The 23149-nt window shown below is 49.2% G+C and carries 20 protein-coding genes; 12 read left to right on the top strand and 8 right to left on the bottom strand.

Annotated elements, in window-relative coordinates; translation table 11 throughout:
• Complete coding sequence (locus NZM05_01840; protein MCS7012362.1) at positions 1-525, top strand: tryptophan-rich sensory protein; 525 nt, start codon at positions 1-3, stop codon at positions 523-525.
• Positions 526-576: 51 nt separating this feature from the next.
• A complete protein-coding gene (rfbB, locus tag NZM05_01845) occupies positions 577-1602 on the top strand; it encodes a dTDP-glucose 4,6-dehydratase (protein ID MCS7012363.1) in 1026 nt (341 codons plus the stop codon).
• Positions 1603-1656: 54 nt separating this feature from the next.
• On the opposite strand, the gene NZM05_01850 is transcribed toward rfbB, so the two are convergent.
• The 3 genes from NZM05_01850 to NZM05_01860 form a co-directional block, all read right to left on the bottom strand.
• Entirely contained in the window at positions 1657-3375 is a 1719-nt protein-coding gene (locus NZM05_01850) for a cation:proton antiporter (protein MCS7012364.1), read from the bottom strand.
• A 263-nt stretch (positions 3376-3638) separates the two neighbouring features.
• The gene (locus NZM05_01855) at positions 3639-4127 is read right to left on the bottom strand and encodes an NUDIX domain-containing protein (GenBank protein ID MCS7012365.1); all 489 of its coding nucleotides are present in this window, start codon (positions 4125-4127) and stop codon (positions 3639-3641) included.
• A 3-nt stretch (positions 4128-4130) separates the two neighbouring features.
• The gene (locus NZM05_01860; GenBank protein MCS7012366.1) at positions 4131-4418 is read right to left on the bottom strand and encodes a hypothetical protein; all 288 of its coding nucleotides are present in this window, start codon (positions 4416-4418) and stop codon (positions 4131-4133) included.
• Positions 4419-4498: 80 nt separating this feature from the next.
• On the opposite strand from NZM05_01860, the gene grpE reads away from it, so the two are divergent.
• Together grpE and NZM05_01870 are read left to right on the top strand one after the other, a co-directional pair.
• Positions 4499-5947: a nucleotide exchange factor GrpE gene (gene grpE / locus NZM05_01865; protein ID MCS7012367.1), complete on the top strand. Its 1449-nt coding sequence runs from the start codon at positions 4499-4501 to the stop codon at positions 5945-5947.
• A 32-nt stretch (positions 5948-5979) separates the two neighbouring features.
• Entirely contained in the window at positions 5980-6507 is a 528-nt protein-coding gene (locus tag NZM05_01870) for a glutathione peroxidase (protein MCS7012368.1), read from the top strand.
• A gap of 72 nt (positions 6508-6579) precedes the next feature.
• On the opposite strand, the gene NZM05_01875 is transcribed toward NZM05_01870, so the two are convergent.
• Positions 6580-6852 (bottom strand): hypothetical protein, encoded by a 273-nt coding sequence (locus NZM05_01875; protein MCS7012369.1) that lies wholly within the window; start codon positions 6850-6852, stop codon positions 6580-6582.
• An 89-nt stretch (positions 6853-6941) separates the two neighbouring features.
• On the opposite strand from NZM05_01875, the gene NZM05_01880 reads away from it, so the two are divergent.
• The 7 genes from NZM05_01880 (at position 6942) to NZM05_01910 (ending at position 16296) form a co-directional block, all read left to right on the top strand.
• Positions 6942-7628 carry an ABC transporter ATP-binding protein gene (locus tag NZM05_01880; GenBank protein MCS7012370.1) on the top strand — a complete coding sequence of 229 codons (687 nt, stop codon included), beginning with the start codon at positions 6942-6944 and terminating at the stop codon, positions 7626-7628.
• A 17-nt stretch (positions 7629-7645) separates the two neighbouring features.
• Positions 7646-8458: an NAD+ synthase gene (locus NZM05_01885; GenBank protein ID MCS7012371.1), complete on the top strand. Its 813-nt coding sequence runs from the start codon at positions 7646-7648 to the stop codon at positions 8456-8458.
• Positions 8459-8477: 19 nt separating this feature from the next.
• Positions 8478-8864, top strand: coding sequence for an STAS domain-containing protein (locus tag NZM05_01890; protein MCS7012372.1), 387 nt, complete (start codon positions 8478-8480; stop codon positions 8862-8864).
• Positions 8865-9079: 215 nt separating this feature from the next.
• On the top strand, positions 9080-12811 hold the full coding sequence (locus NZM05_01895) for a hypothetical protein (protein ID MCS7012373.1): 3732 nt from the start codon (positions 9080-9082) through the stop codon (positions 12809-12811).
• Positions 12812-12951: 140 nt separating this feature from the next.
• On the top strand, positions 12952-15063 hold the full coding sequence (ppk1, locus tag NZM05_01900; GenBank protein ID MCS7012374.1) for a polyphosphate kinase 1: 2112 nt from the start codon (positions 12952-12954) through the stop codon (positions 15061-15063).
• Position 15064: 1 nt separating this feature from the next.
• Complete coding sequence (gene rpiB / locus NZM05_01905; GenBank protein ID MCS7012375.1) at positions 15065-15532, top strand: ribose 5-phosphate isomerase B; 468 nt, start codon at positions 15065-15067, stop codon at positions 15530-15532.
• A gap of 92 nt (positions 15533-15624) precedes the next feature.
• On the top strand, positions 15625-16296 hold the full coding sequence (locus NZM05_01910; protein ID MCS7012376.1) for a CBS domain-containing protein: 672 nt from the start codon (positions 15625-15627) through the stop codon (positions 16294-16296).
• Between the two features lie 9 nt (positions 16297-16305).
• Here NZM05_01910 and NZM05_01915 read toward each other — a convergent pair whose 3' ends face one another.
• The 4 genes from NZM05_01915 to NZM05_01930 form a co-directional block, all read right to left on the bottom strand.
• Positions 16306-16836, bottom strand: a complete 531-nt coding sequence (locus tag NZM05_01915; GenBank protein MCS7012377.1) for an HAD-IIIA family hydrolase — start codon at positions 16834-16836, stop codon at positions 16306-16308.
• Positions 16837-16930: 94 nt separating this feature from the next.
• Complete coding sequence (locus NZM05_01920; GenBank protein MCS7012378.1) at positions 16931-17749, bottom strand: DUF3108 domain-containing protein; 819 nt, start codon at positions 17747-17749, stop codon at positions 16931-16933.
• 159 nt (positions 17750-17908) lie between these two features.
• Positions 17909-19552 (bottom strand): apolipoprotein N-acyltransferase, encoded by a 1644-nt coding sequence (gene lnt / locus NZM05_01925; GenBank protein MCS7012379.1) that lies wholly within the window; start codon positions 19550-19552, stop codon positions 17909-17911.
• A gap of 181 nt (positions 19553-19733) precedes the next feature.
• Complete coding sequence (locus tag NZM05_01930; GenBank protein ID MCS7012380.1) at positions 19734-20534, bottom strand: class I SAM-dependent methyltransferase; 801 nt, start codon at positions 20532-20534, stop codon at positions 19734-19736.
• 138 nt (positions 20535-20672) lie between these two features.
• Between NZM05_01930 and pheT the strand changes: the two genes are divergently transcribed.
• The gene (pheT, locus tag NZM05_01935) at positions 20673-23099 is read left to right on the top strand and encodes a phenylalanine--tRNA ligase subunit beta (GenBank protein ID MCS7012381.1); all 2427 of its coding nucleotides are present in this window, start codon (positions 20673-20675) and stop codon (positions 23097-23099) included.
• Positions 23100-23149: the final 50 nt, after the last annotated feature.

Below are 23149 nucleotides of genomic sequence, written 5' to 3' on the forward strand. Positions count from 1 at the left end.
ATGAACAAGATTTACACTTTCTGGTCAAAGTTACGCTGGTATCACGGTGTGTTGTTCTTCTTTGTGATGAACTTGCTTTCGGGTGGCTGGATTGCCACGCGTTCTTATTTGGACGCTGTTGGTCGCCCACCGTTTATGCCACCTGACTGGGCTTTTGCGCCTATCTGGGTCGTGCTTCAAGCACTGATGGTGTGGGCTGGGTTTTTGCTCGTGCAAAAAATGCGCACAGAGCCGCAATACACTGTGCTCTTTTGGAGCTATACCTCACTATGGGGATTTTTTTCGATGTTTAGTTGGCTTTACTTCGGTCTTCATAGCCCAATTTTGGGCTTCCTGACTACGCTCGGAATGTTTGCCACCAATGCGCTTAACCTTTACTTTGGATTTCAAGCACGCGACAAACGCTATGCACTTTTGCTTCTGCCGCTTATGATTTGGCTTACGCTTGCGCTTTCGGTCGCTGGCTGGCAATTCCTCTACACACCCGATGAACTCTTTTGCACGCAGCCTTTTGCGGTGCGCTAAGTGCAGAGAGAGGGGGTAGAGACCCAAATTTGCAACCTAAAAACACGGTCTATGCCGACACCAACGCTCAACATTTTAGTTACAGGTGGCGCTGGGTTTATTGGCTCAAATTTTATTCGTTACATGCTGGCAAAGCGCCCCACTTATAACCTCATTAACTACGACAAACTCACTTACGCTGGCAACTTGGAAAACCTGCGCAATGTCGAGAATAAACCGCGCTACAAGTTTGTCAAGGGCGATATTTGCGATGCAGACAAACTGCGGGAGACTTTCGAGCAGCACCAAATCAATGTGGTTATCAACTTTGCGGCAGAATCGCACGTGGATCGCAGCATTATGGGTGCTCGCGTCTTTGTTGAAACCAATGTATTAGGCACGCAGACGCTTCTGGAGGTCTCCAAAGAGTTCGGTGTTCAGCGATTCATTCAAATCTCGACAGATGAAGTCTATGGCACACTGGGTGAGACTGGCTACTTTACAGAAGAGACCCCTCTGCGTCCGAACTCACCCTACTCTGCCAGCAAAGCAGGCGCTGACCTAATGGTGCGTGCATATGTGGAAACCTTCAAGCTACCATGCATCATTACGCGCTGCTCCAACAACTACGGTCCGTATCAATTCCCTGAAAAACTTATCCCGCTTACAATTGCAAACGCCCTTTACGACAAGCCTATTCCCATCTATGGCGACGGAATGAATGTGCGCGACTGGCTCTATGTGGAAGACCACTGCAGCGCCATTGACCTTGTCCTTCACAAAGGCAAAGTGGGTGAAGTCTATAACATCGGCGGTAACAACGAAATGCCCAATCTCGAGATTGTTAAGCGCATTTTGGCATATCTGCAAAAACCAGAAAGCCTCATTACTTTCGTAACTGACCGTCCTGGACACGACCGTCGCTACGCAATTGATGCCTCCAAAATCCAGCGAGAACTTGGCTGGAAACCTGCTGAAACCTTCGACTCTGCTTTGCCCAAAACCATCCAATGGTATCTTAACAACCGAGCATGGTGGGAACGTATCATCAGCGGCGAGTATCAAAAGTATTATGAACGCCAGTATGCCAATCGTTAGTAGGGGTAAATGTGCTCGGCAAGGTAGCCGCAATTTTCGCTCTACCTTCTGCTGTTAGCTTAGGACTTCCTTGCGCACCTGAAGCTCCTTGTAGCCTTCTGTGTCAGTGCCGGGCTTTGTCCAATTGAAGGATTTTTCAAGAATCTCAAGCAACTGTTGGGCAATGCGCAGTCTTGGCACCAGCACATAATCTGCCCCCGCTTCATAGAGCTGCACAGCGTAGCCAATATCTTCGGAAATCACAATTGTCTTTGCTTTCGGCGCGTGCTGCTGCATGGCTTTCAAGAGATTCAAATTGGTTGTGCCTTTGAGCAAGGAATCTGGAATCGTGGAGATGACCACTTCAGCTTGCGAGATGCCTAAGTGGTGCAAAGTCTCCAGATGCGAAATATCGCCATACTGCGCATCATAGCCCTTTTCACGCAGCGCCTGAATTACGGCTGGGTTGAAGTCGATAATGCGTATTTGTGATTTCAAGATGTGCTGCCGCATTTCCAGCTCATAGATAAGCGAGCTTGCAAACTTGAAAAAGCCCAGGATGAAGATTGTTTTTTTGACCTGTTCATTACGCTCCTCTTCGCCGATGCGTTCCTTAAACCCAATTCGGCTCAGTGCTCGATTTATCCACAAAAAGATGTCATGACTTGCTGCAATAAGGTAGGTGGAAAGCACGGCTGTGATGACCAGCGTGAAGACGATGTAAGAAATGGTTTCCGCTTCAATGTGTTTGTAGCTCAGCCCGATTGCACTTGCAACTAATGCAAATTCCGAGATTTGCGAAAGGTTGATGGCACTTACAATGCCCACTCGCCGCCCTAATCTTAGCCCAGCGAGAATCGGCCAAACCGTTATGGCTCGCGTCAGTAGCACTAGCACTGACAAACCGAGCGCAACTCCTACGACCGATGCAGTCGGCATCGGAATTTGCATGCCTAACGCTACCAAGAACAGCATAATGAAGAAATCACGAATGTTGATGACCTTAGCCGCCACATCTAAGTTGTAGGGGAAGGTTGAAAGGCTTACGCCTGCAATGAGTGCTCCCATTTCTTTGGAAAGCCCTGCCAGTGTAGCTAGTGAGGCAACCAAAAAACACCATGCCAGCGACACCACCAGCATTAACTCTGGGAGCTTAGCAATCGTGTTGAAAAGGTATGGCAGCACATATTTGCTTAGTAGCAAGCAAAACACGATAAGTCCTGCACCTCGTGCAAAGGAGCCGACCAGCGGCCATAGCTCCGGACTTGTTAGGTTAGGCTGAATAGCCAGGAAGATAATAGCCCAAATGTCTTGAAACACTAATACGCCTAACGTGATGCGTCCGACTAGCGTGTCCAGTTCGTGTTTTTCGTAAAGTGCTTTCACCACAATCATGGTGGAGCTAATGGCAAGCGAAAATGCAAGGTAGAGCTGTTCATACCGCCCATTTTTGTTTTCAAAACCCCACAGCCAGAGCACGCCCCAAGCTAATGCAAAGCACAGCGGCGCTTGCAATAGTCCCGTAATCGTTACAGCTTTTCCAGCTTGGAAAAGTTTTTTGAGGTCAATTTCTAAGCCGATAATAAAAAGGAGCAGAATTAAGCCGATTTCAGAGATAGATTGAATTTCAGATTCACTCTTAACCCACCCAAAACCAATTTTCGGACCAATTACAACGCCTGCCAAAATGTAGGCAATCAGCAGTGGCAAGCGCGCCATACGCGCCAGAAGTCCTAGCACTGTTGCCGCCATCACACTGATAGCAATAGCTGGCAAAAGTTCGTTATGATGCATCTTGAGTGTTTGCTCGTTTTCTGAGTTCGTTGCAACACAGCAGAACTGCAAAAGTAGGTTAAGCTCGCTAATTGTTGTCGTCTTCTCTCAGTTAAGGAATCGCACACTTTGCAGATTGGTATCAAGATGTGCCTTATGCGCTAAGGTCAATTTGGGCACACCAGTCTCTTCGCCTCAGTTTCCCCTGCTATGCTGCGTTGTACCCTTACCTTTACCCTCTCTGAAGAGAAGGGGACATCTCTTGCGGCACATCCACAGCTTGGTTATTCCTCGCTCTTGAAGTAGCGCACACGATATTCGGCAAAGTGTGAGGGGGCACCAGCTTGTATGAAGGCTGGCAGCGATGGCGGATAGACAGGATATCGATGCAGCGATTCAATCGGCAGCCACGCTGTTTCCAAGATTAATTGCTGTTCCTCTGGCAGTTCAGGGTCTCGACCTGTGCGCAGTGTGCCGCCTGTAATCTCTGCTAAAAAACAGAGTGAGAGCACATGGCGCGCTGGCAAAATCAGCTCCTTGACAAAGAGCATTCTGCCTACTTTGCAGAGTAAGCCAGTTTCCTCTTGCACTTCTCGCTTAACGGCTTGCTCCAATGTCTCGCCTACCTCTACAGCGCCACCGGGCAAAATCCATGTCTCATCAGGCAAGTCTAAATCGGGCAAAAATCGACGATGCTTCACAAAGAGCACCGCATGTTCTTGAATGCAAAGCGCCGCCACGCGCAGGCGAATGTATTGGTTACCTCCCGTCATTGCTCACGCAGAATGGTGGCGAAACAGCCCCTCTTTGGTCGCAAGAAAGTAGTAAGTTTCCAGCGGCTTTTGCAGCGCTTCCACAGGGAGAAACTCTTTTTTTGACTCTACCCACTCCAACGCTTGCACATCACCACTGACTAAGAGCGCTTGTAGCACTTCGTGCAAACGCGTTGCTTCCAAGTGTGTCTCTTCGGCTAATTCCTCAAAAGAGAGCACAAAATGCAATGCATCTAAAACGCGTTCCTCTTCCCTTGATAGCGGGGCGAAGGTTCGAGCTTTTTGATTCACAGGCTTATGTGATTTTCATTATTTTTGGCGACCGCAAAGTATGCCGATCCAGAACCTAAGTTTTGCAAATTTAGAGAGAAATGTTCAAACGCCTCTTTTTGCTCTCCATGCTGCTCTTTGCGCCACTGCTGCTTTGGGCACAGACCGAGCAGCCAACCGTTTGCTTTTACTTCAAGCGTCAAAATCCTTTAGACCTCGATGAAGGCTACACGCTCTTCATTTTGAATCATCGTCAGCGTTCTGATGAACTGCGACTGCGCCTTCCGTCTAAAACGAAATCCCTTATACTGGAGCTTGCAAGTGATCGCTCGATTCCAAGCTTGCCGCTCAGTAATGCTGAAATTGTCCAAGTCTTAGAAAACCGTCTTGCGTCGTTCTTTACGGAATTTGACAAGCGCAAACTTGCTTCGCCCGCTCAGTATAGAGACTTGATTGATGCGCTCCTTAGTGGTGAGCGCATTGTTCAGCAAGTTAGCGTTAGTGCCTTTGGTATCAAAGACCGTGTCATCGTCTTCAATGCCGATGCGGCTGAAGCGAACCCAGTTTTACTGAAAGACCCCAGCACTGCTGAAGCTCTTGCACTTTACAACTTTGCGGTGGGTGAATGGGCTTTTCGCCCTTCGCTTATTGACTACAAAGACCGCATTTTGAAAAGTGCGCTTGTTCTGCGTCTTATTCGTCGCAGTGTGCTGGAGCAGATTTTTGATGTGCGCCAGCCGCAAGCCCAGCACACTGAACTGCCGATTGAGCAACTGAAACAAATCCAGAAAGCAGATGAGCGAGCCACTTGGGCAGTGATTCTTGCGTTCCTGTCTGCAGTTGTGTCGCTCTATGCTGCAGTTGTTTCCACTGGCTTTTTGCGCCGAAAGCGCGACCAGATTTCTAAACTGGACGCCAAAGTGCGCCATCTCGAGTCCAAGCTCAATAAACCTTTCTATCAAGAAGTGTTGCAACAAAGCGACCCCAGTGCAGCGAGTGCACAAACAATTGAAATTCTCGCAGCTCGCCTTGCGGCGCTAGAACGGCACTTCAATCTCGCGCCGTCTGCCATAGAGATAAAAAGCGAACTCGGTCAGCGTCTTCAAGCGCTTATTCTTTCTTTCATTTCTCGCTGGCAAACTGCGCCCCCCATTCAAGAGAATGAACTTCTTCAAAAACTGCTCTTTTACCTCAATGAACTCCGCTCTGATTTAGTGCTTCTCGACACAGGCTTGCAGTCAAAGTCTTTTATTCAGAAGTGCGTTATTCCGCACATTGATAAAATCGATGCCCTCTTCCAAGCTGAGCCTGATGCGCCACTTAACACCCCTCACGGCGTGCAAGAATATCTCAAAGCGTTGATGGAAGCGCTGAATGTAACGGAGATAGAAGTTCGTCCTAAGCAGTCACTTTTCGACGTAGAAAAACACGAGAAGGTTGGCGCAGTGCTCAAAACGAATTATGAGCCGGGCACTGTTATCAAGGTGCTTCGACGCGGCTTAGTGTATGATGGCTCTATTCGCAAAGCCCAAGTCATTAAAGCTGAGTAATCTCGTCCAACACCTGAAACCAACTTAACTGTATGACAGTTATTCTTATTTCACTGCTTACTGCTACGCTCTCTGTGCCATCGATTTATGACTTTACGCTTAGAACAATTGACGGCGTGGAAAAATCACTCGCTGATTACAGGGGCAAGGTGCTTCTTATCGTCAATGTGGCTTCTGAATGTGGCTACACGCCACAATATGCTGACCTTGAAAAACTCTACCGAACTTACCGTGAAAAAGGTTTGGCGGTGTTAGCTTTCCCTTCCAACGATTATGGCGGGCAAGAACCGGGTAGCAATGCAGACATCAAAAAGTTCTGCACCACGCGCTATGGCGTCAGCTTTGACCTGTTTGAGAAAATTTCTACGCGCGGCGAAAAGAAGCACCCCCTCTACGCCTACCTTACCAGCCATGCTACGCCTTCGGGCGAAGTGGGCTGGAACTTTGAGAAGTTTCTTATCTCTCGTGATGGCAAAATTGTTGCACGCTTCAAAAGCAGTGTTAATCCAATGAGTCAGGAGGTTATCAAAGCCGTAGAGGCTGAGCTAGCAAAGAAGTAGGCAGAAAAGTTAAAAAGATGCCTTGAAGTTAGAACTTGCTGCTTTCTTTCACTGGCAGGGAGCACAAAAGGCTCACTCCAAATTTCGCACTTTCATTGAGACCACTTCTTCAGTCAGAATATCGACCTTAAAGACCTTGTAGCGCCGCACCATATTGGAGAGCGCGTAGGAAGAATCATTGGTTGGCATATCGTAGCCAATTGTTACAAACCAGAATTGTCCATCTTCTGATTTTTCAATTTCCTCGACGCAGATGTTCTGATACGGCGTGCTTTGCATTACATCACGAAAGTGCGAAAGCGCCTTTTGCGCCGCTTCTTTGAAACCAACCACGTTTCTCGACATAATTTGTTTCTGCAAGCTTTTGCAAAGATACACCCTTTCTGAACGTCTTTGCGCAGTGCGGCGTTGTTTTCAGGAAATGCTATACATCCATGGTCGAGCTTCAAGACGTTGAAAAACTCTACAATGAGCACCTCTCCCCTGTGCAAGCCTTGTCCGGCATTTCTCTCACGATTGCCCGTAATGAACTGGTTGCCTTGATGGGTAGCTCAGGTAGCGGCAAAACCACTTTGCTCAATATCCTTTCCGCAATTGATAAGCCTACACGCGGCAAAGTCTTGATTGATGGCACAGACATTACTACAATGACGGAGCGGCAGCTTACGCTGTTTCGGCGCAAGAAAATTGGCATTATTTTTCAGTTCTTTAATCTGATGCCTACGCTGACTGTGCTCGAAAATGTGCTCTTGCCGAGCAATCTGGCACGCTTACCAGAGCCAGAGATGCGACAGCGCGCAGTGATGCTGCTCGAGCGTGTAGGTTTGAGACATCGCTTATCGCATAAGCCCTTCGAGCTGTCGGGTGGTGAAATGCAGCGCACGGCGATTGCTCGGGCTTTGATAAATAATCCAGACCTCATTATTGCTGACGAACCCACCGGCAATTTGGACTCTAAGAATGCCGCGCAAATTTTGGAATTGGTGCAAGAACTGGCGCGAGAAGAAAAAAAGACTTTCATTATCGCTACTCATTCACACGACGTGGCACAAATTGCCGACCGTATCATCACGCTGCGTGATGGGAAGGTTGTCGAGGATGAACTGGCTGTTAAACCTTGACTCGCCTTACAATAGGTATGAATTACCAAATTGTCGAAGACATTCTGCTCAACTTCATTCGCACAGAAGTGCGCAAGTTCGGTTTCGAAAAAGTGGTTGTCGGCCTTTCGGGTGGTGTGGACTCAGCGGTCTCATGCACGCTTGCCACACGCGCTCTTGGCAAGGAGAACGTTCTTGCTGTGATGATGCCCTACAAGACCAGCAGCCCTGATAGCCTCAGCGATGCTGAACTGCTGGTCTCGCAGCTTGGCATTGCCTCTGAGCGATGTGATATTACACCAATGGTAGATGCTTTCTTAGCCTCTCGCCCTGATGCCGATAAGGTGCGATGCGGCAATGTGATGGCACGAATGCGTATGATTGTGCTCTACGACATCTCTATGCGTGACCGGCGGCTCGTTATCGGCACCAGCAATAAGACAGAGCTGCTCTTGGGCTATGGGACACTTTTCGGCGATATGGCCTCAGCAATTAACCCAATTGGTGACCTCTACAAAACCCAAGTCTGGGAACTGGCTAAACACTTGGGCGTTCCGCAGCGCATCATTGAAAAAAAGCCCAGTGCCGATCTCTGGGAAGGTCAAACAGATGAAGATGAGCTGGGCTTCACTTATCAAGATGTCGACAGGGTGCTCTACCAGATGATAGACTTGCGGCTCAGCGATGACGAAATTCTGAAGAATGGAACTTCTTTGGCGTTTTTGAGTAAAACGAGGCGGCTTGTGGTGCGTAGCCAATTCAAGCGCCTTACGCCGGTGATCGCTAAGCTTTCGCCGCGTACAATTGGCGCTGACTTTCGCTACGCACGTGATTGGCAAGCCATAAAATAGCCTAAAACTCAAAACGACGATGCAGACGATTCTACTTTTAACCATTCCGCAACCAACGCAACACGATGCTGACTTAATGTCTCTGACCTTGAACACGCGCATTACGACCCTACGCGCCGTCGTTGAAGTCAGCGGCGAGCTTTGGGGCGGCGAGCAATCCCAACCGCTATATAACACCGTCACGAAACTGCTCGAGGACGGGCACAAGGAAATCGTTCTCAACATCAAAAACGTCTTCTTTGCCAATAGCTCCGGCGTAGGGTTACTTATTCGCTTGCACGTCAAAGCTGAAAAGCACGGTGCAAAGCTCATCATTGCCAACCCCAATCCTAACCTTAAAAAGGTCTTTGAGACGATGAACCTGCATCAAGTGATGCACATTCAAGCCGTAGATGATTTAACCTGACACCGCTAAGCCCTCTCTCAACTGAGAGAGGGTTATACTGGTTTGCAGCTCCCCTTAACTTCTGCCCATAGAGCGGTCTTGAATTTGTCTTCGTGCTCGTTTTAACTTCACTCTGCTGAATGCTGTAGAGGCAGTGTTGGTCAAGGTATCTATGCAACACTAGCAGCGCCTGTTCGCTTCGTTCAAGACCGCAAGTTTAAGACCGTATCACGGCATTGCTACAAGGGTTTGCATTTAGCGGCACGGGGTCGCTTCTGGCTCTATCGTCTTTTGGTGCATTTGTCCTTGCAGCGTTGTTTGGAACAAAGCTTTTTGCACAGCCTTCGGCTTCCCTCTCTTCTGCATTGAAACCGCCGCCGCTGTGCGGCGACAGCCTTTCTACCCGCCCCTTTCTCGAGCGCTACACCACAAACAGGGGCGAAAAAGTCTTTGTCCTTTACACCCTGCCAGTGGATTCACTCAAACTGCCTGACGAGTTCATTTTTCGTGGCTCTGAAAAAATCTTCTTTGACGGTCTTCCAGTGGATTCCACGCGCTACCGCATAGACGATGTGCGTGGCATTCTTTACCTGCGCTACCTCTTTCGCGATAGCCTTCTGCATCGCTTGGAAGTTCGCTACCGCGCTCTGCCTTTCAGCTTGAAGCGCGAGTATTTGCGTCGAGAAATTCTTTTTCAGACCGCTCGCGATTCACTTCTGCCAGATATGCTGGCGGCTCGCAAGCCTAAAGCCCCCCTGCTGCAGATAGATGACATTTTCGCTGGCACAAGCCTTCGCCGCTCAGGCAGCTTGGTGCGCGGCATTACAGTGGGTTCAAATCAAGACTTGAATGTCACTTCTGGTCTGCGGCTGCAGTTAGAAGGCACTCTTGCGCCCGGCGTTGAGATTGCCGCGGCGCTGACTGACGAAAATACCCCTATCCAGCCTGAAGGCAATACGCAAACTTTGCAAGAATTTGACCGAGTGTTTGTAGAAGTAAAAGCAGAGAAAGCCAGAGCCACAATTGGCGATTTTAATCTCTCACTTGGCGGCACAGAGTTTGCAAACCTTGAGCGTCGCTTACAGGGTGGCAAAGTTGAAGGCACATTCAATTTTTCAGAGACCAGCTCCATCTCAACGCTCCTCAGCTTTGCAAATGCACGTGGACGCTTTCACACTAATCAGTTTAACGGTCGTGATGGCGTGCAAGGCCCATACCGCTTGACTGGTCCAAATGGCGAGCCTTTTATCATTGTGCTGGCTGGCACAGAGCGCGTGTATGTGAACGGCGAGCTAATGGTGCGCGGACAAAACAATGACTATGTGATTGAATATGCAACCGGCGAAATATACTTTCAGCCACGTCGGCTCATTACGCAACAGTCGCGCATTACCGTCGACTTCCAATTCACGGAACGGCTTTATCCACGCAATTTCCTAACAAGCAAAACTGTTGCTTCACTCTTTGATGACCGCTTGCGTTTTCAAGCCTCGTTCATCTCTGAATCTGACGATGAAAACTCACCAATTGACTTTTTGCTGACAGAGCGTGGGCGAGAGAGTCTGCGGCAAGCAGGCGCAGACCGACTTCGTGCTACCGACACAACCGCATTCGTTGGCGTGGACTCCTTAGGTCGACCGCGTGGCGCATACGTCAAAATTGACACTGTCATTCAAGGTGAGCGGCGGAGCATTTTTCGCTTTGTCGGCGAAGGCGCACCTTATGCATTCTGGAACCCGCCCTTCAGCATCGTGCCTGAAGGACAAGGTTCGTATCGACGTCTCAACTTTGGTATCTATGAGTATGTTGGCGAAGGTTTGGGCAACTATGTTCCCTTTGCGCTTTTACCCCTTCCTACAGCGCAAAATGTTTTAGACCTGTCGCTGCAGCTTTCTCCTGTCAAGGGTTTGTCTTTTTCGCTCGAAGGGGCGCTTTCGCAAAATGACCTCAACAAATTCTCTCCGCTCGACGATTCGCTGCGAGATGGACGCGCCTACACGCTTAGTGCCACATTCTCACCGCAATCATTTGAGCTTTTCGGAGTGAAGCTGGGTGATTTTGACCTTCGGCTCTCTCAGCGCGAGACCTCTCGGCAGTTTGCGTTCATTGACCGCACATTGCCTGTTGACTTAAATCGCGACTTCAACCTGATTGACTTTGACGGTCGTCTCCTTTTTACGGCGCAAGCCGCAGAGCGACTCCGCAGTGCCTTTCTGACCTATAAGCCAATCCGACCACTTGCTTTTTCATACCGATTGGGGCAATTGGAGCGAGAAACTCTGTTCAGTGCCTTGCGCCAAGAAGTGGGTTTGCAACTGCGTTTGGATTCGCTCCTTAGTGTAACCTACTCTATTGCTCACACAGCCAGTCAAAATGCGCTGACAGCAGAAAACGCTAACTGGGTACGGCACAGTGGGCAGCTTGGGGTAGAGCTGCGTCCTGCCAGCGGGGGATTTTGGAGCTTTTTGGCAAAGCCTTTCTTCAATTTGGAGCTTAGCGAAAAAGATACGCGTGCTGCTCTAACGGATACATTGCGTCCCGACAGCCATAAAATTCTTGATGCCGTAGTCGGCATTAGTCTTACAAACTTTCTGGGTCAGAATCTCTCTGCCAGCTTCGGTTACCGCACCGATGAGCTATTTGATTCGCAGATGCCTTTCGGCGCTTCACTCATTCCAGCCTCCGCAGCCCATACTCTCTCAGCAGAGTGGCAACTTTTGCCAAGTAGCGACTTCTTAGCCTTTCTCAACTTTACGCATCGCGTGCGTCGTTTCAGTGAACGCTTTCGTGAGCGTGGCAACAGCGATGTGGAGACCTTTCTCCTGCGATTTCAGACACGCTACACCCCATTTCGTGCAGCTTTGGAGCTTGAGTGGCTCTATGATGTCTCCACCGAACAAACCTCTCGCTTAGAACGGCGATTTTTTGCCGTGCCACTTGGACGCGGCAACTTTATCTGGCGCGATCGTAACGGGAACGGCTTGCGTGAATTTGATGAATTCATTCCTGTTACCTTTATCGGCGAAGTCGGTGATGACAATTTGCAGTATATTCTTCGCACCTTCCCCAGCGATGAACTTTTTCCGACAATTGACCTTCGCACCAGTCTGCGATTCCGCCTGCGTCCAGCACGCTTTTTCAGTCAGCGTGAGTCTCTCTTTGAACACATTCTTTCTGCGCTCTCGAGCGAATCGCTCTTTCGCGTTGAAGAACGAAGCACAGAGCGCGAACTTAGCCGCATCTACCTCTTGGACTTTTCTCGCTTCCAGAACGACTCCACCACGCTGGTTGGCGCATTTACTGTTCAACAAGACATTTTCCTCTTTGAGACTGAGCTAACCAACCTACGCTTGCGCTTTCAGCAGCGGAGCAGCCTGAATCAGTTTAGTTTGGGTGTGGAGCGGCGGCTCTTTGTAGAGCGCAGCTTGCGCGCTGTTAGCCGCATCGGTTACAGCTGGGGCATAGAGCTAAACTTTTTCTCAACACTTCACCGCTCATTTGCCAGCGCTCTGGAAGGACGAGATTTTGGCGGCATCAGTCGGCAATTTTTTATTAGCGGCATTGGTCTATCAGCTGACATATCATACCGCCCCATCCAAGATTTAGAGCTAGGCATCCGCACCTCCTACGAGTGGCGAGAAGACACTTTCCCCGCTTCACGCATCGGACAAGCCGCCCTTGCCACGCTGAACACGCAGCAACTTCGTGCGATTTATTCGCTGCGCGGCAAAGGCCGCATCAGCGCACAGCTCGAGCGCACCGAAGCCACTCTCTCAGGCATTAGTCCCTTCGAAGCCGTCTTTGAGCTGACCAACGGAAATCCATTTGGCACCACACTCCTCTGGCGAATTGATGTGGATTATCGAGTGAGCAATTTCATTACGGCTTCCGCTGGGTACGACGGTCGTGCACTTCCAACTGGTCGCATTATTCACACTGGACGTGCTGAAGTGCGCGCCGTGTTTTGAACTTACACCTAAAAATTCGGTTCTCAGACAGCATCACTGCTGTGTATTGCCAATGCGATGCCCTGCAACCTTTTCTTTTTTGCCCCTAATGAGTATGTTCAGTGTATTTGTTGAAACTTGTTGGCTTATTTCGAGAATCTATGGCGCGAACAAGAAAAACACTTCCTAAAAACCTGAGTGAACCACTGCGCGACATTGTTGCACCTGAACTTTACATCAATCGGGAACTGAGCTGGATTGAGTTCAACAAGCGCGTGCTCAACGAAGCGCGCAACCCGTCGCATCCACTCTTGGAGCGCGTTAAATTTATCGCAATCTTCAGCTCTAACCTCGATGAGTTCTTTATGATTCGCGTCTCTGGGTTAGAGGAGCAGGTTGAGGCTGGCATTACGATGCGCTCCTTTGATGGGATGACCCCCATGCAGCAGCTTCTGGAAATTCGCACTCGCGTCATTGATTTGCTGGCGGAGCATTCTCGCCTGTTCTACGACGAACTCATTCCGCAACTTGCAGACGCAGGCATTTCTTTTGTGCGCTATCAAGACCTTTCAGAGTCGCAAAAGACTGCGCTGGATAAGTATTTCGATGAACAGATTTTTCCTGTGCTTACACCTCTGGCGTTTGATCCCGGACATCCCTTCCCGTTTGTTTCCAATCTTTCGCTGTCGCTTGCGGTTCAGTTAAAGCCACACGAAAATTCTCCGCCACGTTTTGCTCGCGTGAAAGTTCCCGATGGGCTGCCGCGTCTTATTCGCCTTGACAAAATCAGCGGTTGCCGTGTGCCGAAGGGGAAAATTATGTTTGTCTGGATTGAAGATATCATTACCAACAACATCCAGAAACTTTTTCCGAATGTAACGATTATCTCCACACATCCTTTCCGCGTTACGCGTGATGCAGATATTGAAATTGAAGAAGATGAAGCAGGCGATTTGCTCGAGACGGTTTCGCAAGGTCTGCGTCAGCGTCGCTATGGCAGTGTGGTCAAGATGGATGTTAACCCCGGCATTCCTGATTACATTCGGCAAGTGCTCATTGAAAACCTTGAAATTGAGGACCGCAAGGTCTATGAAATTCCAGGCGCCTTAGGGCTAAGTAGCCTAATGGAAGTGATGTCGATTGACCGCCCTGATTTGAAAGATGCGCCGTTTGTGCCACGCAATCCCTTTGCACTTGCCGATGACGAAGATATTTTCGCTCTGTTGCGGCGGCGCGATATGCTTTTGCATCACCCCTACGATTCGTTCCAACCTGTGATTGATTTTGTCCAGTGTGCCGCCACCGACCCTCATGTGCTGGCAATTAAGCAAACGCTCTATCGCGTAGGTAGCAAATCACCGATTGTGCAAGCCCTCATTGAAGCTGCTGAACGCGGTAAGCAAGTTGCCGTTCTGGTCGAGCTGAAAGCCCGTTTTGATGAAGAAAACAACATTGTTTGGGCACGTGCGCTGGAAAAAGCAGGCGCCCATGTCGTCTATGGCTTGCTTGGCTTAAAGACGCATGCCAAAATGCTACTGGTTGTGCGTCGTGAAGAGGATGGGCTGCGGCGATATGTGCATCTCAGCACCGGCAACTACAACGCCACCACTGCACGCATTTACACTGACTACAGCCTCTTTACCTCCAATCCTGATATCGCTGCAGATGTATCTGAGCTATTTAACTACCTAACGGGCTATTCACGTCAGGATCAGTATCGGAAACTCATTGTCGCACCGCTCAACATCCGCAAGTGGATTTTGGAGATGATTGAGCGTGAAATTGCCCATCAGCGCCAGCACGGCAATGGGCATATTATCTTGAAGCTCAATGCACTGGTTGACCCACAGGTTATTGCGGCACTCTATCGTGCTTCACAAGCAGGGGTCTGGATTGACCTTATTATACGCGGCATTTGTTCACTTCGCCCCATGCAAAAAGGCATCAGCGACAACATCCGCGTCGTGAGCATTGTCGGACGATTTCTGGAACATAGCCGCGTGTTCTATTTTTATAACAATGGCGATGAAGAAGTCTATCTCGGCAGCGCTGACATGATGCAGCGCAATCTTGACCGACGCGTCGAGACGATCTTCCCGATTTTGGATATTTCGTTCAAAAAAAGTATCAAACACTGCTTAGAAATTATGCTGCAAGACAATGTCCAGTCGTGGATGCTTTATCCTGATGGCACCTATATGAAGACCATACGAGAAGGCGAGCCGCTAAATAGCCAAATTGTATTCTTGCAACATCCACACATTACCTACTAAAATGAACATTGCAGTCGGTAGCGACCATGCGGGGTTTGAAAAGAAACAACGCATACTGGCGTGGTTAGGCGAAAAGCAATACACATACTTCGACTTCGGCACTTACTCAGCCGATTCTGTAGATTATCCCGACTATGCACGTGCTGTGGCTAACGCAGTCGCTCAAGGGAAATTTGAACAAGGGATTTTGCTTTGTGGGAGCGGTGTGGGTGTTTCTATAGTCGCTAACAAGGTGAAGGGTATTCGCGCCGCATTAGTGTTTAACCCTGAAATTGCACGTCTGGCCCGCGCACACAACGATGCAAACATTATGTGCCTACCTGCGCGCTTTATGAGCGATGCAGACATGCTCCAATGCCTTGAAAATTGGTTTGCAGCATCGTTTGAAGGCGGTCGGCATGCCCAGCGCGTTTCCAAAATTGAGCTTGATGCCACTTGTCTTGCGCCCTATCACAACCAAGCCTCATAATCCGAAACGGTTAGGGCGCAAAAATCGTCTAACTAACTAAAACTCTACATAGTGTTCTTTGGAAGTATCGAACAACCAAACTCAATGCAACTATGAGCCAACTTCAGTATCGCACCGATATTCGGACTTTGAAATCAACGGATACTCTTTCAGATGCGCTGCAGATTGTCCGTTCCAGTCAGCTCGGTGCCTTGCCTGTGCTTCGGCATCGCAAGCTCATTGGGATGCTGCATGCTGATGATGCCGCACTCATCAAAGCCGCAGAAGAAACTCCCTCTCAAACCCTTGGCTCAGTCAAGTTTGCAGACCCTCCATCGCTTCGGCACGATGCACACTGCTTAGACGCAATTAAGCAATTTCGCCGCACTTCGCTTTCGCTGCTTCCCGTTGTAGAAGCGGACGCGACATATCTGGGTGCTATTTTGCGCCGTGATGCCGAGCAGCAACTTCTCGAGCTCTTTTCGCTTCAAACCGATGGAATTTTAATAGAACTTGAAACCCCTGCCTCCATTCGCCTCTCAGAAGTGATTCGGCTCTTAGAGCAAAATGAGACGCGGCTTTTTACGGTTGGTACTCGCCCTGTACCTGACAGCACCGACCGCCAATTTCTCCTCTTTCATCTCTATACCCCTGATGCATATCGCCTGCAGCGCACACTTGAGCGCTATGGGTATCTCATTACCTATAACTCCCACGCTGGCGAAAGCATTTTGGACGATGCTGCACTTAGAGCGCAGGAATTTTTGCGCTATTTGGAGCTTTGAACGTTTCCCTTACGACGTGATACCTCGCAACTGCAAAATATGCTCTGCGAAATCACGAAATGCTCCGTAGCCGCCACGTGCTTTGCAGATATAGTGTGCAACCGCTTGAATTGCTGGCATTGCATCACTGGGTGCAGCCGTGAGACTTACTTCACCAATTGTTTGCAGAATATCCAAGTCATTCATATCGTCGCCAATGTAAGCCAGATTTTCCAGCGAAAGAGAAGTTTCACGCAGAATAACTTCTAAATGTGCACGCTTATCTTTGACGCCTAAGTAGAGAAACGGCATTCGTAGCTTTTCTGCACGCTTGCGCACACTTCCAGAATTCTCACCTGTGATGATAGCGGTTTCAATCCGTGCCAGCTTGCGCAGTCGTTCTACGCCCATTCCGTCTCTGATGGAAAAGCGCTTTAGCTCTTCCCCTCGCTCAGAGTAATAGACGCCCGTATCAGTCAGCACACCGTCGCTGTCTGTTAAGACCAGTTTGATGCGCATTGCACGCCGCCGCTGTTCTGCAAGTGAGAGTTTTTTTGGCATTGCGCGTCGCAAAGGAATTGGGCAAAGTTACGCCAAAATAACGGACAGTATGCAAGTCGCTTATTTTACCACTTTTTTCAGGGAGCCGATGCGGCTAATAGTCACGCTTTGCTGTTAGCGGGTTGAGCACGCCCTCCATTGATGCGATTTCAGCGGTAATCGCTCCCACTGGCACCTTGATGGAAATTTTGACTGGAATTTTGTTGTCGTCGTCCGTCATCCAGATGAGAATGCGCCCTTCACTCTTAAAGAGACCTGCTCCCTGCACCAGCGGCTCAACCACAACCGTGTTAAATGTGCCAATTTCTGTCTCAATCACATCGCGGTAGCGCACCTTTACCTCGAGCGGATACTCCTTGTCATCGCTGACTTGTCTTAGAAAAATGCTCTGTCCGTTCCTAAATTCTTTAAGATTTAGCGTGCGCACATAGAAATATGCCGATACGATGTCCTGTGCATATGGGCTGATGGTGAATTCCTTGTTGTAAATCAGGGAGCGTGCGCGACCGCTGCTATGGAAAAATTCAATCTCATCGTCTCTTGAAAACTTGCCCTCACGGAGTCGTTGCTTGAAGTAAAGTGGGCAAAGCGCATCTCTGTGAATGAAGGTCTCATAGCGGTCGTCGACTTTGAAGAAGTTGTCAAACACGGGAATGGTGTTAGCTGTAAACACGACATGGTGGCATGGCTCACCGCGTATGATGGTATCTTTGACGACTGCAATTTCTGTGTTGGCTGCTTTTACAATTCCATACTTCAAGTGATAGCGTAGCCGCTCCCCTGTGCGAAATGTGTTGTTCGGCACTTTGCGGTATGTGAACGTTTCAGCCGATTCTTGCGCAAAAAGCAGTGCGCACATCGCTGTTAGCAGCAGAACCGTTGAAGCAAAGTAGCAAGTCTGGTAGCGTATCATATAGTTGTTTGGTTAAACGGCACTTTGGTTATTTTATCGTGCTGATGGAGAAGACTAGTGCGAGCGAACTTGTGCTTGCCCTGATTTTTCACTGCTTCCTCTTTTTCCTCTACCCTTCTGCACCACCTCAATGCTTTCAACGCTGAGAGAGAGCAAAAGTTATGTGCGGCGCAGCACAGGTTGCTCCACCAGTTGGTAAAGCAAGGCTGCAGCAATACAAAGCCCGCTAATCAGCACACAGAACTTGGCAAACGCATCAATGTGGCGCACGTAGAACGTTTCACCCGTGCCAATCTCCAGTGCAGCAATCGTAAAAGCTTCCTTCCACCAAGGAATTTCACCATATCCGCGTCCATAGCGGTCAATGAACAGTGACACACCTGTATTGGCACAGCGCGCCATGGCTCGGCGTGTCTCAATGCAGCGCAAGCGTGCAAACGCTGCGTGCTGATACGGTCCATATGACTTGCCAAACCACCCATCGTTGGTGATAATCGTCAGAAAGTCCGCACCCTTGCGCACAAACTCTGCCACGAACCCCGGATAAATTGACTCATAGCAAATTAGCCCGCAGACCTTTAGGCTGTCTCCGCTTTTGGTTTTGAACTGCAAGAGTTTTATTTCGTTGCCTTTGCCCCAACTGCTGATGCCTGCCACCCCGATTGTAATGGTGGATAGCAGCGGCAAGTAGTCCAAATAAGGCACACGCTCCGCAAACGGCACCAGTTTCATCTTGTGGTAGATTTGTGGCATATCTGAGTCAAGCGTGATGAGCATTGAAGAATTGAATGAATCGTAGTATTTGCCTGTGTAACGGTCAAAGCGCGCTGTAGCTTGTCGTTGCGTGCTATCGCTGTAACGCACTACATCGGGGAAACCAGTCAGCAAAGGCGTCTGCCACTCTTGCACCTTCGCCCAAAGTGTTTCTCGGTGAAATTGATTGTATGGCTCTAAGATGTAAAATGGAATAGTTGTCTCTGGATAGAGAATCATATCTACGGCTTCCTTGCGCAAAGCACGGTCTGTGAGGTCGTAGTGCTTTTGCATCACAAAGGCTTCTTGATGCCGTTCCCACTTCACAAACGGGTCAATATTTGGCTGAATGATGGCCACTTTTGCTGTTTTATCTGTGGTGGGCAATGGCGCATTGAGCACCCACAGTGAATAAGCAAGTGGCGGCAGGAGCAGGAGCAGTGCAACCATGCCGCTTTCTGCCAGCCATTTCCAGCGCATCCGATGCTGCTGATAGCGTTCATACCACACCAGCATACACACATTAAACAGTATAATCCAAAACGAAATCGCCCACACTCCGAACAGATCTGCATACTGAATGAGCCAGAAGAGATAAGACTGCGAATTGCCCAGCGTCATCCAGCCGAAAGAAATTTCCATATCGAGGTAAATCCATTCCCACGCTGTCCAAATAAACGGCAAGGCGATTAGCGCAATGTGCCAGCTGGTGCGCTTCCAGATGAAGTAAAACACAACTAACGGCACAGTAAGGAAAAAGCTCTGCGCCACATACATCAATGCACCGCCAACTGCAGTAGAGAGCGCAACCCACCACACTGAGCAAAGCACAAACACAAACATTCCCAAATAGGCTGTGCGGTAAAATGCCCTAAACGAATCTGATTTTTTGAGTTGTAAGAGCAGTGGCACAAAGCCAATCCACGCCAGCGGTTCAAGATGAATAAAGGGATAGGTTGGAAAGGCAAAGCCCAGCATTGCACCCGATAGCACAGGCAACCTGACTGCTTCAGCACGCAGCGCCTGAAGCAGTGTTTTTCGCAGCGGCATAGCTGGCGCCGCCACCGCACGGGACTTTGATGAGCTTTTGGCGGAGAGTGAGGTCTTTGGCACAGGTCTAAGCGACTTTATACACTTTCCTTCTCAGAGAAAATTGGCGCAATTAAGTCATTTCAGAGCTGCAAAGCAAACCTTTGCAGAGCCTACCTGTCTCTTGCTAATTGTCGAACATTCACCCAGACTCGCATGCTGGCTCTCCCAGCTTTTTGCTAATGAGCACAATGCTATCGGCAATTCCAAAACGAAGCATATCGTGGTAGCTAGAAAGCAATAACTTTGTTTCAAAGCCTACGCTGCGTAGATGCTCGAGCAGATCTATACCAAAGTTACGATAGGCTAAAATTTCTCCGCGTAGCGGATCGCCATGATATTCAGGTGGCAGAAGATATTCTACTGCTTCACCGCTGAATCGAACTCGCTCTACAGTTGGGCGGTCAAGACACAGTGGCACGGTAAAGATATGCACGCCAGCGGGTTTCAAGACGCGCGCAATTTCCCGCACTGCTTGATGCCAGTTGCGCACATGCTCCAAGACATCTTCCGTAATCACTGCATCAAAAGCGCTGTTGGGAAAGGTTAGGCATTCTAAGTTTTGGCAAAGCACTCCCCCCTTTTGCTTACCTGCAGGCACATCGGGGAAAAATTCTGATGCAATGTAGTTTGGGTTTCCTTCTCCAATTGCCCTGTAAATTGGTTCGTTTGCCGAGGCACTGTAAAGTTTTCGCTGCATGAGCGCCCCACGATTTTCAGCCAATGAGGTAAGCGGCAGTCCAAAATGCTGCATAAGCCCTAATGCGACATGGCGCTTGCGCGATGAACTGCGGCACCACACACAGAGCAGACTTTCACGCATTTGTGATCTATCTGGTAGGTTACCTGCTAAAAACAGCGAGCGCTTGCCACACACTGTGCACTTGCCAACACGATGCAGCGAGTAACTTTTAGCAAGGCGTATAACTGTTGTCCATCTCATTTTTCCCACACGCAGTTCCAGCTACGCTGCCAAGTTAGAAGGAAGAGATACAAGCATCATTCTCGGGACACGTGATGTTTGAATGCACAATCTCGCCACGAAGTTGTTATCTTTATGTTTTCACATACTTCATAAGCTATGAAAATTTCACTTAGCTGGCTCAAAACCTTTGCGCCTTCACTGACTTTATCTGCTGATGAAATTGCTGCAAAGCTCACTTCATTAGGCATTGAAGTTGAGGGTATTGAGCAGATAGGCGGTCGCTTCCAAAATGTTGTCGTTGGCAAAGTGCTCTCATGCGAAAAGCATCCTAATGCAGATAGACTAACGGTCTGCAAAGTTGATGTTGGACAAGCCGCACCGCTGCAAATCGTTTGTGGTGCGCCGAATGTGGCAGTAGGACAATATGTGCCTGTGGCACTGGTTGGCGCAGTGCTGAATACGAAAAGCGGTGAAACACTTACCATCAAAAAGTCCAAGATTCGCGGGATTGAGTCGATGGGTATGATTTGCGCCGAAGATGAATTAGGACTGTCTGATAACCACGATGGCATTATGGTTTTGGCGGAAGGTGATGCTCCCTTTGCATTAGGCACGCCCTTCGAGCAGTATGTTGAACATGACACTGTCTTTGACATCTCGATTACGCCTAACCGCCCTGATGTGCTTTCGCATCTTGGCGTAGCGCGAGAGCTTGTAGGCGTTACTGGCGTGGCCATGCCACATTATCGCGCTCTGCCATTTATAAAGTCTAATTCGCGAGTGCGCCTTGAAGATCCGGTTGCGTGTCCCCACTATGCCGCCGTGATTATTAAAGGCGTCAAAATTACGCCCTCCCCCGACTGGCTGCAGCGTCGATTGCGCACTATCGGTCTGCGACCAATCAACAACGTGGTAGATGTTACTAACTATGTGTTGCACTCTATCGGTCAGCCACTTCATGCCTTCGACTTGGATAAGCTCACTGAGCAACGCATTCGCGTGCGCACCGACATCTCTGGTGAATTTCTCACGCTTGATGGCAAAGTGCGCCAGATTGAACCCGGAATGATTATGATCTGCGACGCCGTGCAGCCTGTTGCAATTGGCGGGATTATGGGCGGCTTACACTCAGAAATTTCTGACACTACCACCAATGTTCTCTTGGAGTCCGCATACTTTCATCCCAAGTTCATTCGCAGAGCGGCAAAAAAGTTGGGGCTTTCAACTGATGCTTCCTATCGCTTTGAGCGAGGCGTCGACTGGGGACAGGTGCGCAGTGCTGCTGCACTGGCTACATCAATGATTTTGGAGCTAGCAGGTGGGCAGGTTGTAGAGACTACTGAAGCTATGGCTGCAGAACCAGTGCGCCGGTCGGTTTCGCTTAACCCAAGTCGCGTTAATGCGTTCCTAGGCACTGCCCTTGAGCCCTCACAAATGATTTCCATTTTAGTCGGTTTAGGCTTTGAGAGACGGACTCAATCGCCTGAGCAAATTACTTTCTCCGTGCCCAGCTGGCGCGTAGATATTGCCGAAGAAGTTGACTTAATTGAGGAAATTGCCCGCATATATGGCTATGACCAGATTGCGCCCGCAGAAAAGATGAACGCAGCATATCCTGCTATGCGTCCCTCCAAAGAACACTTCAACGACCGCTTGCGTGAGATGGTTATTGGAATGGGCTTCAAGGAAGTCTTAACTAACCCACTTCTCAAACTCTCAGAGGCAGAGCTTTTTTCAGCACGCGTCATTCGCACACTCAATCCTATTTCGGAGGAAATGGAAGCGCTGCGACCGAGCCTTGTGCCTTCGCTGCTCAGGGTCATTGCGCACAATCAGAACCTCAGCAACTTCGATATGCGCATCTTTGAAATTGCACGCATCTTCGAGCTTGCCTCCCCTGAAGAACCTACAGCGGTGAAGGGCTACAGAGAACAAGAAATGCTCGGATTGGCACTCACAGGTCGGCGTGCCCCGCGCAGTTGGGCTCATCCTAATGCGATGTCGGATTTCTTTGACTTAAAGGGTGCTGTTGAAGAAATTCTCCGACGAATGCATTTACTTGAAAAATCAAAGTTTATTCCTTATACTCGTGACAGCCTGCGCTTAGAAATTGTTGCAGGTGGCAATGCGCCGACTGCGGGCATCTATGCAGGTCTGTTGCAGATTGTGCCAGCTGTTCATCTTAGCCAGTATGGCATTGAGCAGCCTGTGTATTTGGCAGAGTTGAATTTAGATGTGCTTCGTGCATTTGCTGATGAGCAGTACCAGTATGTTGCGCCTGCAAGGTTTCCTGCGGTTGTTCGTGACCTTGCTTTCTACGTGCCCTTCTCAGTGGCGTCCGCTGAAATGATTGCGGATATGCGCAAGGTCAGTAACCTTATTGAACAGGTAGAGGTATTTGATGTTTATGAACCGCCTGTGAATGGTCACAATGCAGAAAGCAAGCCACGACGCAGCGTTGCCTTCTCGCTAAAATTCGTCAGTCATACGCATACTTTCACAGAGTCTGAAATTTCTGCGTTGCTGACGAAAGTTATCGAGCAAGTTCAATCCAAGTACGGTGCGGAACTGCGCCAGTCCTAACCGTTGCGCAGGGCAAAGCAGTTGAAAACAGAGCTTTGCCAGTTCGGACA

This window comes from Chloroherpetonaceae bacterium, assembly GCA_025056565.1.
Classification (GTDB): Bacteria; Bacteroidota; Chlorobiia; order Chlorobiales; family Thermochlorobacteraceae; genus Thermochlorobacter.